Origin of the sequence: Alienimonas sp. DA493 (assembly GCF_043951915.1) — a bacterium.
GTDB lineage: Bacteria > Planctomycetota > Planctomycetia > Planctomycetales > Planctomycetaceae > Alienimonas.
This window is the reverse complement of the sequence record NZ_JBINJD010000064.1, coordinates 1-14,013: the sequence shown is the minus strand read 5'-3', so window position 1 is coordinate 14,013 and position 14,013 is coordinate 1. Positions and strand designations below refer to the sequence as shown.

Genomic DNA, 14,013 nt, shown 5'->3' with positions numbered 1-14,013 from the left:
CGATGCGCCGCCGCGACTTCCTCGCCTCCAGCGCCGCGGCGACCGCGGCCCTCGCCGTCGGGTCCGCCTCGGCCGGGACGGCGTCCGCCGCCCGGGGACGCCTCGCCCGCCGGCCGGTCGCGGTGTTCACCAAAAGCTTTCAGGACTGGCCGATCCCCAAGGTCTGCGACGCGTTTGCGGATCTCGGCGTGAACGGGCTGGACCTGACGGTGCGTCCCGGCGGGCACATCGAACCGGAGAACGCCGCCGCCGAACTGCCGGGAGCCGTGGCCGCCGCGGAGGCCGCCGGCGTGAAGGTCCTCATGCTCACCACCGGCGTCACCGACGCCGGGCCGGAGGCCGACCGCCTGATGGGCGTCGCGGCGGAGAACGGCGTGCGGGACTTGAAGCTCGGCTACTTTCGCCAGAAGGGCGCCCCGCTGGCGCAGCGAATGGACGAGGTGCGGCGGACGCTGGCGGAGATCGCCGCGCTCGCCGAGAAGCACGACGTCGCCCCCTGCCTGCACGTGCACAGCGGCGACTACCTGCCCAGCCACGGCACGATGTTGCATTCGCTGCTCAAGGACCTCCCGCCGGAGCGGGTCGGGGCCTACGTGGACACGCTCCACATGCACGTCGAGGGCGGCGACGCCGGCTGGCGGCAGGGGCTGGAACTCGTCGCCCCCTGGATCAGGCTGTGCGCCGTGAAGAACTACCGGCAGGAACCCGCCGGCCGGGACGAACTCGGCATGGCCCAATGGAAGAAGACCGTGGTCCCCGTCGCCGACGGGTTCAGCCCGATCCCGGCATTCGTGAAGGAATTGGAGAAGCACGGCTTCGACGGGACCTTCAGCCTGCACAGCGAATACAAGGGCGGCCACAGCTTCGAAGACCTCACCACCGAGGAGACGCTGGCCCAGACCCGCAAGGACTGGGCGTTCTTCCAGAACGTTCTGGCCGAGGCGGCCTCCTGAGCGCCCCCCGCCCCGCCAATGCGGGGGCGCGCTGCCGGGACGGGGGATTCTCCCCGGGAGGAGCGGGAACGTCACCGGCGTGGGGCGCCGGGCGAGCTGATACGGTCGCGGTCGAAGACTTGAGACGGCCTGTTCACAGCCCCGGGAGACCTTCATGCGGCAGCTCATCGTTCAGGTCCCCGAGGGGAGCGGCGGCGACGCCCTGGCGATCGCAGAGCGGCGGGGGGGCGTGAACCTCGTGCAGTTCCCCGGCCGCGGGGAGGACGGGCCGGTGGATCTGGCCCTGCTGAACCTGCCGAACCACCTGGTCGGGGCGGCGCTGGACGATCTCGAAGAGCTGTCCCCGTTGCGGGTGACCTTCATCCCCACCGGCGCCCTGACGCTGCACCCGCCGGCGGACGAGGCCCCGGAGCAGGTGACCGACGTCACCCGCCGCAGCCCGATCGAGGTGTACCTCGGCGGCCTGCAGAGCGTCGGCTCCTGGACGGGGTTTCTGGGCTACGCCGCGGCGGCCGGGGCGGTCGTCTGGATCGGGCTGTTCACCAACACAGTGTACCTGCTGGTCGCGGCGATGCTGATCGCCCCCTTCGCGGGACCGGCGATGAACGCGGCGGTGGCCACCGCCCGGGGGGACGGCAAACTGCTGGGCCGCAGCCTGCTGCGGTACTTCGCGGGGCTGGCCCTGACGGTGGCGGTGTCCGCGGCGCTCAGCTTCGTCTTGCGGCAGGAGATCGCCACGCCGCAGATGGTCTCGGCGAGCATGCTCTCCAGCACCGCCGTCCTGTTGCCGCTGGTGGCCGGGGCGGCGGGGGCGCTGAACCTCATTCAGTCCGAACGCAGCAGCCTCGTCTCCGGGGCGGCGACCGGCATGCTGGTGGCCGCCTCGCTGGCCCCGCCGGCCGGTTTGGTGGGGATGTCCCTGGTCATCGCGCGGTGGGACCTCGTCGTCAGCGGGTTGTTCGTCCTCCTGCTTCAGATCGCCGGCATCAATCTCTCCGGGGCGATCGTGTTCCGGGCGGTGGGCCTCACCGCCCACGGCCCCCGCTACTCCCGCGGCCGCCGCTGGGTCTTCCCCGCCGCCCTCGCCGTCACCGCCGCGGCCCTGGCCGCGCTGCTGACCTGGCAGTTCTGGTCCCAGCCGAACCTGCAACGCTCGACCCGCGAGCAGCGGGCCGCCGCCGCGGTGCAGGAAGTCGTCAACTCCAGCCGTACCGCCAGCCTGATCGAGGCGAACGTTCGCTTTACCCGGGCCAACATCTCCGGCCAGAACTCCCTGCTGACGATGCTCTACGTCCAGCCGGCCGAGGGGGCCCCGCCGGCGTCCGACGAGGAGATCAAAACCCGTCTCACCCGCCTCGTGAGCGATCGGATTCTCCAGGAGGGCTTCAACGTCACCCCGCTGATCAACGTTACGGTGATCCGCCCGCCCGACCGGCTCCCCGACGACGGGCTCCCCGACGCCGGGGCGTCCGACGAGGGGTTCGAGCCGGCCGCGCTCCTCCCGACGCCCTGACCGACGGCCGGGGAAGTCGCCGCGCCCTCAGGCGGCGCCGGCGACGGCTTTCATCTTGGCCAGGCCCTCTTTCGCCACCTCCAGCGGGTCGCGGGCCCACAGGTCCGGGTTGAACAGTTCCAAGCTCAACGTGCCGGCGAAGCCGATCGCCCGGAAGGTCTCGAACAACTCGTCCAGCGGGGCGTCGCCGTCGCCGGGGAGAACCCGGTCCTTGTCGCTCAACTCGGCGGCGGTCGGCGTCGACGGAAAATCGTTCAGGTGGAACACCTCCATCGCCCCCGGCCCGAGCAGGTGCAATCCGCCGAAGCCGCTACCGCCACGGTGCAGGTGGTAAGCGTCGAGGAGCAGCATCGCGTTCGGCCGCCCGGCTTCGGAGGCGACGTAGAGTGCCTCACCCAGCTTGGAGAGGTTGGCCGAGAAGCCCCAAACCTCCAACTGCGGCACGACGTCCTCCTCCGCCCCGACATCGCAGAGGGCGGCGTAGCGTTCGGCGGCGTCGCTGAGGAACAGCGGCGGCTTCCCCGTCGCTCCGGCCGGCGGGGCGGCGATCCGCGTGCCGCCGATCGCCCGCAACAGGGCCATCTCCCGCCTCGCCTGTTCCAAGGCGGCTTTGCGGACCGCGTCGTCGTCGGCAATCCACGGGGCGAAGCCGATGGCGCTGTCGACCGTCAGGCCGGCGTCGGCGATCTTCTGCTTGAGATCCGCCAGCGACCCGCCGGCGTCGCGGTAGGCCTCAATGTCCCGAATCCAGGGTTCAATGCCCTGATAGCCGGCCTCGGCGGCGATCTCGATTTCCCGCTCGATCCCCAGCTTCTGCCCGCGGATCGTGGCGGTGTTCAGGCAGTAGCGGAATCGGTTCTCCGGGTCGGCCACTTGGCCCGCGGCGCCGGTCGCCCAAGGGGCGGCGAGCGTGGCGGCGGAGGCGGCGAGGAGCGTGCGGCGTTGCATGGTGTTCTTGCATAAGCGCGACGCCGAGGCCCCGCGGGGCCTCGGCGTTGCGGGGGGTTACCCAGTTCCCATCCCGCGATCGAAGGCGTCCAGATCGCGGAGGAACAGTTGGAAGGTGCTGTCGAGCGTTTCGCGGCCGATCGTCCACTTCGGCGACTCCGCCGGGTAGCGGCCGCAGTGCTCCACAATGAGGCGGTATAAGAACTTGAACAGGTGCCGTGGCACCCGCAGGCGGGCGAACTGGCGGACCAGCTCGTCGCGGTGCACGTTCTCGTCGAACAGGTCGGTGAGGGAGATCTTCTTTCCCTCCTTGGCGCAGGCCCGCAGGCGGTCCTCGGCGATGTCGTAGAGGCTCTCGCCGGTCCACTCCAGGCTGGGGACCATGTTTTGTTTATCGAGCCGGCTGCGCTCGTAGAACCCGCGGTCCTCCCGGTTCAAAAAGTGCCGCACCTCCGCCGGCAGCAGCAATTTGAAACCGAGGCCGGGGTGCTTGAGGAACTTGTTGTCGAACAGCGGCCAGAGGAACTCCTTCATCCGCTCCGGGCTGCCGTTGATCAGGTGCGGCTCGTCCACCCGGTCGACCAACACCTGCACCCCGCTGAAGCCCAACCGCTTGAGGACGTTCTGGAACTTCACCAGCAGTTCGTAGCGGGCGTCCGTGAGGTCGCCGATCGGCAGCGGCTGGCCGGCGAGGTCCCGGCGGCTGAACCGGCTGAGGATCTTCCGCAGCGGGCCGGGCCGGCGATCCAGCGCCTTCACGCTCGCCGACGCCTTCCGGGCGGCGTTCCACAGGCCGAACTGCCGCACCGTCACCGGCAGCCAGAGGAGCAGGATCGGCAGCGCCGCCCAGTACCACCAGGAGCCGATCTCGCGGATCGAGCCGTAGGAGAACGCGATCAGCAGCACGAGAATTGTACCCGCCACGCCGAGCCAGAAGTCCCACTGGTTGAGCAGCACCGGGAAGCCGAGCTTCGCCCGCAGCCGCTCCCACCGCGGCTCGGGAGCCTCGTCGAGGCTGTGGTCGTACAGGGCGGCCAGCAGGAGCAGGTCCCGCTTATGACGGCGTTCCAGCCGTTCGACGTCGCCCATCAGCACCGGGGGGCCGGCCTCCTCGCGGGCGCCGCCGGCTTCGAACACCGACCGCACCAGCCGGCCCACGCCCAGGGCGAGGACGGCGTCCATGTGGTCGACCGTCCGCCATTTGGCGAGGGCCTTCTCCGGCTTCTTGTGGCGGCCCGGCAGGCGGTCGCGGAAGCTGTCGAGGAAGGGATTGAAGTCGTCGTAATGGATGACGAACGTCTTCCCCCCGCCCTCGCCCGAACCGGCGGCCTGCTTGAGGTTGTAGTCGGCCAGCGAGGCGGCGAGCTGGTGCCGCAGCGCCGTCTTGCCGCTGCCCTTCTCCCCGAACACGACGGCGGTGCTGGGGTTGGCGGGGTCGCCGGCGATTTTATCCCAAGCGGGGTGCCGGGTGGCGGCGGGGCGGGCCAGGAACAGGTGGTCGCTGCCGGCGTCCTCCTGCGAGAACGGGTTGTCGGCGACGCCGTGGTGCGAAAGGAACTGCTCGGCCTTCAAGGGGTCCGGCGGGTGGGGGGAGACGTGCGGGTGAGAAAAGCCGGGCGAGCGGGGCCGGCCGGCGGAGCGATCATGGCTCGCCCGCCGGTTACTTCCAGTAAATCAGGAAGGCCCACGCCGCCGCCAGTCCGCCGCCGACCGCCGCCCCCAGCAGCGCCCAGACGACCAACAGGTCGCTGTCGCTGAGCAGGAAATACGCCGCGGCCGCCGGGATGATCGCCCCCCAACAAATCGCGATGATCCCCAGCTGCCGGCGTTCCTTCTTCTGGCCCTCGTCCAACTGGGCGAAGGAACGGCGGGCCGCCTTCTGCTTGGCCGGTTTGGCCGGCCCCGCGGCGGCGCCCTCCTCCACCTCGGCGGTGTAGTAGCGGGTGATCGCCTGCGTCATCTCCGCGGGCGTCACGATCACCGGCTTGGGCGGCTTGCCGTAGCGGAGGCGGAGTTCCTCCTCCATCTCCGGCTCGATCGCCGTGCAGGTGGCGACCATCACCGCGTCGTCGTCCACGAGCAGCGGGATCAGCCCGTGTCGCTTCGCCGTCGCCTTGGGGAACTGCCGGAGCACGTCCTCGTCCGGGGCGAGGTCGGACAGGTCCGCGTAACTGAGGCCCTGCTCCCTCGCATAGGCCCGGTACGCCAGCTTCGCCGGGACGAGCTTCATCTGGACCAACGCGTCCCGCAGATCCAGCCCGCGGGCCTCGGCGAAGCCCTCCGCCTCGGAGAGTTGCTCCCGGCTGATCTTGTTCGCCTTGACCAGCAGCCGGCCCATCGGGACGCGGCCGAGGGCGTTCGTCTCCTCCTTGAACTTCCGGCCCAGCGAGAGGTCGTAATCCCGCTTCCGGTCCTCGTCCGTCAGGGCGAGCATCGCCTTGGCGAGCTCGTTGAGCAGCTCCTGGCTCTCGTTGGCGTACTCGCCGGAGGCGTATCCGCGGACGTGCCGGTTCCGCTTGCTGTAGGCGGACCGAACCTTCTCCGAGTTGTCCTCGAATTTTGGGAGCCCCAACAGCGTGTAGTGGTCCGGCGGCCCCTCGGGGGGGACGTCGGTGGCGGAGATCTTCAGCCAGTCGGTATAGACGTTGACGTCGGCCATCGGCGGCGAGAGCGGTTCGGAACGGCGGAGCCGGAGAATGACGGAACCGGCTCCCGGTCGCCATGTCGCGCCGGCCCGGAGGGCCAATGACGAATGAGGAATGTCGAATGACGAACGGCCCCGGCCTCGCGTTTCGTCATTCCTCATTCGTCATTGGATCATTCCCCCGTCCCGTACCCCTCCGGCAGCGTCATGCCGAGCCGGTCGGCGAGGAACGCCCACATGTCGGCGTATTCCTCAATAATCTTCTCCGTCGGCTTGCCCGCCCCGTGGCCGGCCCGGGTTTCGATGCGGATCAGGACCGGGGCGTCGCCGGCGTGGGCCTGCTGCAAGCGGGCGGCGAACTTGAAGCTGTGCCCGGGGACCACGCGGTCGTCGGTGTCGGCGGTGGTGATCAGCGTGGCCGGGTAGCTCACGCCGTCCTCCAGGTTGTGATAGGGGCTGTAGGCGTAGAGGGCGGCGAATTCCTCCGGGTCGTCGGCGCTGCCGTAGTCGTCCACCCAGAATCGGCCGGCGGTGAACTGGTGGAACCGCAGCATGTCCATCACCCCGACCGCCGGCAGGGCCGCGGCGAACAGGTCCGGCCGCTGCGTGATCGCCGCGCCGACCAACAATCCGCCGTTGCTCCCGCCCTGAATCGCCAGCTTCTCGGAGGAGGTATATCCCTCGGCGATGAGGTACTCCGCCGCGGCGATAAAGTCGTCGAACACGTTCTGCTTATTGAGCTTCGTGCCGGCCTCGTGCCAGGCTTCGCCGTACTCCCCGCCGCCGCGGAGGTTGGCCATCGCGAAGACCCCGCCCATCTCCATCCAGGCCGCCCGGCTGACGGAGAAGCCCGGAGTCAGGGGGATATTAAATCCGCCGTAGCCGTACAGCAGCGTCGGGTTGGAGCCGTCGAGCTGCAAGCCCTTCTTATAGGAGAGGAACATCGGCACCCGCGTGCCGTCTTTGGACTCGTAGAAGACCTGTTCGACCTCGTACTGCTCCGGGTCGAGGTCCACGTCGGCCCGCCGCAGCAATTTGCTCTCGCCGGTGGCGAGGTCGTAGCGGTAAATACTCGGCGGGGTGGCGAAGCTGTCGAAGCTATAGAAGGTCTCCGTGCTGTCGCGGTCGCCGCCGAACCCGCTGGCGCTGCCGAGGCCGTCGAACTCCACGTCCCGCACGAACTCGCCGTCCAGCGTATAGATCTTCACCTGGGTGCTGGCGTCCTTGAGGTACTTGGCGAACAGCAGGTCCGCCACCCGACTGACGCCGGTCAGCACGTTCTCCGCCTCGGCGATCACCTCGTCCCGCTCGCCGGTGGCGACGTCGATCGTCACCACCCGCTTCATCGGGGCGTCGCCTCCCTCGCCTTCGTCCGTGAGGAAATGGAATTTCGAGCCCTGGTTCGTGATAAACTCGTATTCCTGCTCGAAGTCGTCGATCAGTTCGACCCACTCCCCGCCCGGCAGCGTCCGGTAGAACACGCGATACCGCGGGTCGGTGCCCTTCCACGCGGTGATCACGTGGTAGGCGCCGTCCTCCGTCACGTCGTTGGAGAAGCCCCATTCCGGTTGGTCAGGACGCTCGAAGACCAGTTCGTCCTCGCTCTGCGGCGTGCCGAGGCGGTGCAGGAACACCTTTTGATTGAGGTTGAGCGTCTGGAACTTTTCGCCTTCCTCCGGCGCCGGATAGCGGCCGTAATAGAGGCCGTCGTCGGTCGCGTTCCACTCCGGGGTGTTGAATTTGACGTAGGTCAGTTCGTCGCCGGTGTCTTTCCGGGTTTCGAGGTCCATCACCTTCCAGGTCCGCCAGTCGCTGCCGGCGTCCTGCACGCCGTAGGCGAGGTATTTGCCGTCGCTGCTGAACGCCGTGCCGGACAGGGCGACGGTGCCGTCCTCGCTCCACTCGTTCGGGTCGATCAGCACCTCCGGCTCGCTGTCCAACGTGTCCTGCACGTAAAGGACGAACTGGTTCTGGAGGCCGTCGTTCTTGAAGAAGTAATACTTACCGCCCTCCTCGAACGGCACGCCGAACTTCTCGTAGTTCCACAGCTCCGTGAGGCGATTTTCGATCGCCTCCCGCTGGGGGATCTGCTTGAGGTAGCCGAAGGTGACTTCGTTCTGGGCCTGCACCCACTCGGCGACGCGTTCGTCCTCCCGGACGTCGTTCTCCAGCCAGCGGAAGGGGTCCGCGACGATCGTGCCGTGATAGTCGTCGATCTGTTGGACGCTGGACGGATACTTCAACGATTCAGACCGATCGGGGGCGGGGTCGTCGCCGAGGGCCGGAACGACCAGCGACAACGGGGCGAGGAACAGCGGAGCGAGCAGCGGCAGGATTCGCACGGGGCGGGCTCTCGGAAGGAACGGGGGCGGCATTGGACCGGGCGGGCGCCGGTCCGCCAAGGCGGGGGGGGCGGGGCGGGCGCCCGCCGGGGGGTTATACGGCGGCGAACTGTCGAACGATGGCTTTCGCCGTGCGGAGGCCGTCGACCGCCGCGGTGACGATGCCCCCCGCGTAGCCGGCGCCCTCGCCGACCGGGTACAGGCCGTCGATGTTGGGGCAGCACAGCGTCTGGCGGTCCCGGGCGATGCGAACCGGACTGCTGCCGCGGGTCTCCGGCCCGGCGAGGACCGCCTCGGTGAGGTACTCCCCGCCGCCCCACTTCTCCGCCAACCCCGGCAACCCGGCGTGCAACCCGGAGGCGACCGCCGGCGGCAGCAACTCCCCGAGGTTCAACGAAACCGAACCCCGCTTATAGCTGCACGACACCTCGCCGTCGGAGACCCGCCCCTTCAGATAATCCGTCGCCCGCTGCACCGGCGCTTTATAATCCCCGCCGGCCCGCTGAAAGGCCAGCGACTCCGCCCGGCGCTGCACCTCCACGCCGGCCAGCGGATGTTTGGAACCGAAGGCGGCCGGCTCCAGCGTGAGGACGAGGCCGCTGTTGGCGTGGGTCGTTTCGTGCCGGGAATTGCTCATCCCGTTCGTGCAGAACCGACCGGGCTCCGACACGCTGGGGATGATCCACCCGCCCGCGCACATGCAGAAGGTGTACAGGTCCCGCTCGCCGTGGGGCGCCCCGGGGGCGACGAGCGAATAATCCGCCGCGCCCAGCAGTTCCAGATACTCCGGCCGGCCGTATTTCCGGCGATTCACGAGTTCCTGCGGGTGCTCGATCCGCACGCCGAGTTGAAACGCCTTCGCCTCCATCGGCACCCCGGCGGCGTGCAACGCCTCGTAGGTATCCCGGGCCGAATGGCCGATGGCGAGGATCACCCGGTCCGCCTCAATCCGCCCCGCGGAAGTGTGCAGGCCGACGACGTTGCCGTCCCGCAGGTCGAGCCCCTCGACGGTCACGCCGAAGCGGTATTCGCCGCCCATCGCCTCGGTTTTGCGGCGATAGTTCCGACAGATCATCGGCAGTTTATTGCTGCCGAGGTGCGGGCGGTGTTCGTAGGTCAGGCTCTCGCGGCCGCCGCACTCCACGAAGGTGTCGAGGACGTAATCCACGTCCGGCCCGGTCACGCGGCAGGTGAGCTTGCCGTCGCTCCAGGCGCCGGCGCCGCCCTCGCCGAACAGGTAATTGTTCTCCGGCTCGAACGGCCCGCCGGCGTCGAAGGCCTTGATGGCCCGGGCCCGCTCCTTCACCGGCCGACCGCGTTCGAGGATCAGCGGGCGATAGCCGCGCTTGGCGAGGTAATACCCCGCCAACAGCCCGGCCGGTCCGCTGCCGACGACGACGGGCCGATGCCGCATCGGGGCGACGCCCGGCTCCGGGTCCTCGAACCGCTTCGCCCGGAACGGCTCCGCCTTCCGCGGCGTCACGCCCGGCGGCAGGTCGACGGCGATGCTGTGCACGTACTTCAGCCCCCGTCGCTGCCGGGCGTCGAGGCTTTTCCGCAGCAGCTTCCACCGGCCGATGTCGCCGACGTTCACGCCCAACCGCTCCGCGATCGCCGCGGGCAGGGCGTCTTCGGGCTCCTCGACCGGCAGGGCGAGGTTGGTAACGCGAACGGTGGTCCCGGCGGGGGCAGAACTCTTAGGCATGCCCGGATTCTACGGGGGAAGTCGCGGCTGGCACGCCCGACGACGCCCCGTCAGAGGCTCCGCACGATCATCAACAGGACGACCAGCCCGACAGCCCCAAGAAACCCGCCCAGATACGCCCCAGTGAACACTGACGCCCGGAGCGACCATTTCCAGTCGAAGCGAGCGTGCAACCACTCGAACCCGAATCCTCCGAACGCCGCCGGCGGGAGCGCGAGGACTGCGGGGAACAGGAGGGGGAGCGCGACGACTGCGAGGAAGGCGATACCGGCGCCCGGATTCGCCCCCCGCCCCCACAGGTCGCCGACGTGAACCGCCGCGACGGCCGCCAGCGGACTGTAAAATCCGACGAGCCAGCCGGCGCCGATCGTCATCCAAGTCGTCGCCTCGTCCCGCAAGCGGCGGTTCGGGTCGAGCATCGGCTCAGTCCCCGTGCTTCTTCCGCAGCCGGCCGCTGGTGCGGAGGATGAGCTGGTTTCGCTCGAACTGCTCCACCCACTCCGCGATCACCGCGGCCCGCAGGTCGCCGGGTTCGTTGGCGCCGATCGAACAGGCGGCGCCGGACAGCTCGCCGGCCAGCTTGCGGTACTTCGCCAAGGTTTTGTCGCCGTAGCGGCCGGTCGGGGCGAAGTCCTCCGCCACAAACAGCACGCTGGGCACCCGGGCGGCGCCGCAGATTTGCAGTTCCTCGCCGAGATCCGGGTGCTCGTCGCGGTCGAAGAACCGCAGCTTGATCCGGTCGTTGGCGAGGGCGATCTTGTGCAGGATCGGGCACTGGCTCACGCAGTCCCCGCACCAGGCGCCGGCCAGGCAAATCACCGGCATCTCCCGCACGAAACTCTCGACGAGGGCGGTTTGCTCCGGCGTGAGCGTCACCTGCTCCAGCGCCGCGGCCCACTTGGCGCGATCGGCGTCGGAGCCGTGTTGGTCGAGGAAGGCATCGTAGGAGAGGCCCTCGGAGAACTTGGCGGCGAAATCGAGCATGAATCCCTGGGCGGGCGGCGGGTGACGGTTCACAACTCTAGCGTGTCAGCCTCGTTTGGTAGGGGAACCGTTCGGGCGATCTCCCCCGCCCAAGCCCGCACCCGTTCGACGGCGGCCGGGATCGCGGCGAGGTCGGCGCCCCCGGTCAGCAGGACGGGGTGATGCAACACAACGCACCGCGCCCCCGCCGCGTCGGCGTGCGGCAGATCGCCGACGAACCGCACCCGCCGCCCCGAGAACTGCGACCGCAGCGCCGCGAATCCCGGGTCGAAGGCGACGCCCTCCGCCCGCAGCGCCGCGCAGAACAGCCCCCGCGGCAGCCCGTCGAACGCCGCCGGGTCGTATTGAAACCCCATTTTATAGAAGCCCGGCGTCGTCTCGGCCGTGGCCGCCGGGGCGAGCGGCGTGAGCCCCGCGATTCCCCGCAGCGTCGCCGCGCTCTCCGCCCGGATGCGGGTCCGCTCCGCCAGCGCCCGGACCTGCGGGAGGAGGACCGCCGCCTGCATCTCGGACAACGGGGACAGATCGTTCCCCCGCCCCACGTGCCGACGAACGCGGGCCGCAATGCGGGCGCCGGCCGGGTTCGACGGGACGAGAACCGCCCCGCCCCGCCCCGCGGTGAGGGGCTTGGAGCCGCCGAAACTCAGCACGCCGGCGTCGCCCCAGGTCCCGGCCGGGCGGCCGTGGACCGTGGCGCCGGGGTTTTGGCAGGCGTCTTCGATCAGGGCGACGCCGGCCTCGTCGCACAGGGCCCGGACCGCCGGCAGATCGACCGCCCCGCCGTGCAGGTGAGAAACGAGAACCGCCTTCGTCTTGGCGGTGAGGGCGGCCCGCACCGCGTCCGGACCGATCTGCCAGTCGTCCGGCCGCACGTCGACGGCCACCGGCACGGCTCCCAGCGCCAGCACGTTGGCGGCGTTCGCCCGGAAGTCGTAGCCGGCCAGGATCACTTCGTCCCCGGCCGTCACGCCGACGCCGATCAGCGCCAGTTCCACCGCGGCCGTGCCCCCCGCGCACAGGTGCACGCCGCAGCCGCCGTGCGTTTCGGCCAGCGCCGCCCGCAGGGCCTCGCCGTGCGGGCCGTGGTAGCGGCCCCACTCCCCCGTTTCGATCAGCGCCCGCAGGGCGGCGTCGGTCGCGGGGTCGGGCGGCGGCCAGCCCGGCGGGCCGTCCGGCCGCAGCGGGACGCCGCCGAGAATCGCGGGGCGGTCGGCGTTCACGGCTTCAACGGGGACGGCGGAGGAAGTTCGTTCAAACGGATCTCGGATTGTTGGAACGACCCTGCGGGACGCCTAGATTGACGACGTCCGCCCGTTCCCGCAGCCGTCTGCCGAAGGTTCTCCGTGTCGCACCGCATTCGTTACGTCATGGTCGGCGGGTTCCTGGGGGCCGGGAAGACGACGACCCTCGGCCGGCTCGCCGCGAGGTATCGGGAACGGGGGCAGACGGTGGGCGTCGTCACCAACGATCAGGCGGAGGGGCTCGTCGACACCGCCACCCTGCGGGGCCAGGGGCTGGAAGTGGGCGAAGTCGCCGGGGCCTGTTTCTGCTGTCAGTTCGACAACCTGGTCGGCACGGTGCGGGCGCTCGCCGAACGCGGGGCCGCCCCGCCGGACGTGATCCTTGCCGAACCGGTCGGCAGTTGCACGGATCTGGTCGCCACCGTAATCCGACCGCTACGGGAGCTGTTCGCCGCGGAGTTCGACGTGGCCCCCTACGCAGTGATCCTCAAGCCCGGTCACGCCAGCAAGGTGCTGAGCAGCGAGGGCGGCACGGGCTTCAGTCCGAAGGCGGAGTACATCCTTCGCAAGCAGCTCGAAGAGGCCGACGCCGTCCTCATCAACCGCGTCGACGAACTGCCCGCCGACGAGGTGCAGGCCCTTGAGGAGCTGGTCCGGCGGGAGATCCCCGGCAAGCCGATCGTGCGGATGAGCGCCAAGACCGGGGCCGGGTTCGACCGGCTGATGGAGGTCCTCGACGGCGAGGCCGGCGCCGGCGTCACCCCGGAGCTGGACTACGACGTCTACGCCGAGGGCGAGGCGGAACTGGCGTGGTACAACGGCACCGCCGACGTCGCCGCGGCGGACGCCTTCGGGCTGGACGCCCTGCTGACGGACGTGATCGGCCGGATGAAGGAGGCGCTGGCGGAACAGAACGACGAGGCCGCCCACCTGAAAGCGGTCGGCGTGGCGGACGGCGGATTCGGCGTGGCGAACCTGACCAGCGGCGACGGCCCGGTGACGCTGTCGGCGGCCTCGGACCGCACCGTCCCGGCGGGCGGGGCCGCGGAACTGATCCTCAACGCCCGGGTCGCCGGCGACCCGGAGCGACTCACGGCGCTGGTGCACGCCACGGTGCAGGCCGCCTGCGAGGCCCTCGGCGCCGGGGTCACGCTGCGGGACGAACGGGCCTTCCGCCCCGGCCGTCCCGTGCCCACGCACCGGATGACCGACGACCCCACGCCCACCGCCCTCGCCTCCACCCCCGCGGGGGCCGCGTCGGCCTGAACGGTCCCCGGTCTCGGCCCGGCTCACGCCGCAAACGCTTCGCGACCGATAGAACCGGCGTCGCCCGTTCGGTTCGGAGGTCCCGATGCTTCGCCGCCGTCTGCACCGCGGGGGTCTGGCCCTCGTCCTCGCCGCGACTCCGCTGCTGGGGACCGGGTGCGTCTCGCTGGGACTGGGCGAGTGGGACTTCTCCCGCAAACCGTCGCCGACGATCGGGCAACAACTGCTCGACCTGAAAGCCGCCCGCGACGGCGGGGCGATTTCCGACGAGGAGTACGAGGCGAAGCGGTTCGAACTCCTGCACCCCGACGGCAGCGGCGCCGTCCGGATTAACTAGCTCGGTTTCCCTGTGAGCCCGGAGCGCAAGCTCCGGCCGTCGGCGCAGCCGAGGGACCGTATCAAGCACAGCCGGAGCTT

Annotated in this window: 12 protein-coding genes; 4 read left to right on the top strand and 8 right to left on the bottom strand. The window is 70.0% G+C overall.

What is annotated here, in order from left to right:
* Window positions 1-2 precede the first annotated feature (2 nt).
* Together ACG2DA_RS11525 and ACG2DA_RS11520 are read left to right on the top strand one after the other, a co-directional pair.
* Window positions 3-953, top strand: coding sequence for a sugar phosphate isomerase/epimerase family protein (locus ACG2DA_RS11525; protein ID WP_395255812.1), 951 nt, complete (start codon window positions 3-5; stop codon window positions 951-953).
* Between the two features lie 154 nt (window positions 954-1,107).
* Window positions 1,108-2,466: a DUF389 domain-containing protein gene (locus tag ACG2DA_RS11520; protein WP_395255811.1), complete on the top strand. Its 1,359-nt coding sequence runs from the start codon at window positions 1,108-1,110 to the stop codon at window positions 2,464-2,466.
* Window positions 2,467-2,493: 27 nt separating this feature from the next.
* On the opposite strand, the gene ACG2DA_RS11515 is transcribed toward ACG2DA_RS11520, so the two are convergent.
* The 8 genes from ACG2DA_RS11515 to ACG2DA_RS11480 form a co-directional block, all read right to left on the bottom strand.
* Window positions 2,494-3,414, bottom strand: coding sequence for a sugar phosphate isomerase/epimerase family protein (locus ACG2DA_RS11515; protein WP_395255810.1), 921 nt, complete (start codon window positions 3,412-3,414; stop codon window positions 2,494-2,496).
* Between the two features lie 57 nt (window positions 3,415-3,471).
* Entirely contained in the window at window positions 3,472-4,986 is a 1,515-nt protein-coding gene (locus tag ACG2DA_RS11510; RefSeq protein ID WP_395255809.1) for a hypothetical protein, read from the bottom strand.
* Window positions 4,987-5,074: 88 nt separating this feature from the next.
* Window positions 5,075-6,073, bottom strand: coding sequence for a hypothetical protein (locus ACG2DA_RS11505; protein WP_395255808.1), 999 nt, complete (start codon window positions 6,071-6,073; stop codon window positions 5,075-5,077).
* A gap of 158 nt (window positions 6,074-6,231) precedes the next feature.
* The gene (locus ACG2DA_RS11500) at window positions 6,232-8,358 is read right to left on the bottom strand and encodes a prolyl oligopeptidase family protein (protein WP_395255826.1); all 2,127 of its coding nucleotides are present in this window, start codon (window positions 8,356-8,358) and stop codon (window positions 6,232-6,234) included.
* Between the two features lie 136 nt (window positions 8,359-8,494).
* Complete coding sequence (locus ACG2DA_RS11495; RefSeq protein ID WP_395255807.1) at window positions 8,495-10,105, bottom strand: NAD(P)/FAD-dependent oxidoreductase; 1,611 nt, start codon at window positions 10,103-10,105, stop codon at window positions 8,495-8,497.
* A 50-nt stretch (window positions 10,106-10,155) separates the two neighbouring features.
* Window positions 10,156-10,524, bottom strand: coding sequence for a hypothetical protein (locus ACG2DA_RS11490; protein WP_395255805.1), 369 nt, complete (start codon window positions 10,522-10,524; stop codon window positions 10,156-10,158).
* A 4-nt stretch (window positions 10,525-10,528) separates the two neighbouring features.
* Complete coding sequence (locus ACG2DA_RS11485) at window positions 10,529-11,089, bottom strand: thioredoxin family protein (protein ID WP_395255804.1); 561 nt, start codon at window positions 11,087-11,089, stop codon at window positions 10,529-10,531.
* A 29-nt stretch (window positions 11,090-11,118) separates the two neighbouring features.
* A complete protein-coding gene (locus ACG2DA_RS11480) occupies window positions 11,119-12,309 on the bottom strand; it encodes a DegT/DnrJ/EryC1/StrS family aminotransferase (protein WP_395255803.1) in 1,191 nt (396 codons plus the stop codon).
* A 123-nt stretch (window positions 12,310-12,432) separates the two neighbouring features.
* Here ACG2DA_RS11480 and ACG2DA_RS11475 point away from each other — a divergent pair, with 123 nt between their 5' ends.
* Window positions 12,433-13,596, top strand: coding sequence for a GTP-binding protein (locus tag ACG2DA_RS11475; RefSeq protein ID WP_395255801.1), 1,164 nt, complete (start codon window positions 12,433-12,435; stop codon window positions 13,594-13,596).
* Between the two features lie 85 nt (window positions 13,597-13,681).
* Window positions 13,682-13,933 carry an SHOCT domain-containing protein gene (locus ACG2DA_RS11470; RefSeq protein ID WP_395255800.1) on the top strand — a complete coding sequence of 84 codons (252 nt, stop codon included), beginning with the start codon at window positions 13,682-13,684 and terminating at the stop codon, window positions 13,931-13,933.
* Window positions 13,934-14,013: the final 80 nt, after the last annotated feature.

What these genes read in the sequence shown, in the direction of transcription:
- ACG2DA_RS11495 (WP_395255807.1), bottom strand. Translation starts at nt 10,105, where the DNA reads ATGCCTAAGAGTTCTGCCCCCGCCGGGACCACCGTTCGCGTTACCAAC.
- ACG2DA_RS11470 (WP_395255800.1), top strand. Translation starts at nt 13,682, where the DNA reads ATGCTTCGCCGCCGTCTGCACCGCGGGGGTCTGGCCCTCGTCCTCGCC.
- ACG2DA_RS11525 (WP_395255812.1), top strand. Translation starts at nt 3, where the DNA reads ATGCGCCGCCGCGACTTCCTCGCCTCCAGCGCCGCGGCGACCGCGGCC.
- ACG2DA_RS11485 (WP_395255804.1), bottom strand. Translation starts at nt 11,089, where the DNA reads ATGCTCGATTTCGCCGCCAAGTTCTCCGAGGGCCTCTCCTACGATGCC.
- ACG2DA_RS11505 (WP_395255808.1), bottom strand. Translation starts at nt 6,073, where the DNA reads ATGGCCGACGTCAACGTCTATACCGACTGGCTGAAGATCTCCGCCACC.
- ACG2DA_RS11520 (WP_395255811.1), top strand. Translation starts at nt 1,108, where the DNA reads ATGCGGCAGCTCATCGTTCAGGTCCCCGAGGGGAGCGGCGGCGACGCC.
- ACG2DA_RS11490 (WP_395255805.1), bottom strand. Translation starts at nt 10,524, where the DNA reads ATGCTCGACCCGAACCGCCGCTTGCGGGACGAGGCGACGACTTGGATG.
- ACG2DA_RS11515 (WP_395255810.1), bottom strand. Translation starts at nt 3,414, where the DNA reads ATGCAACGCCGCACGCTCCTCGCCGCCTCCGCCGCCACGCTCGCCGCC.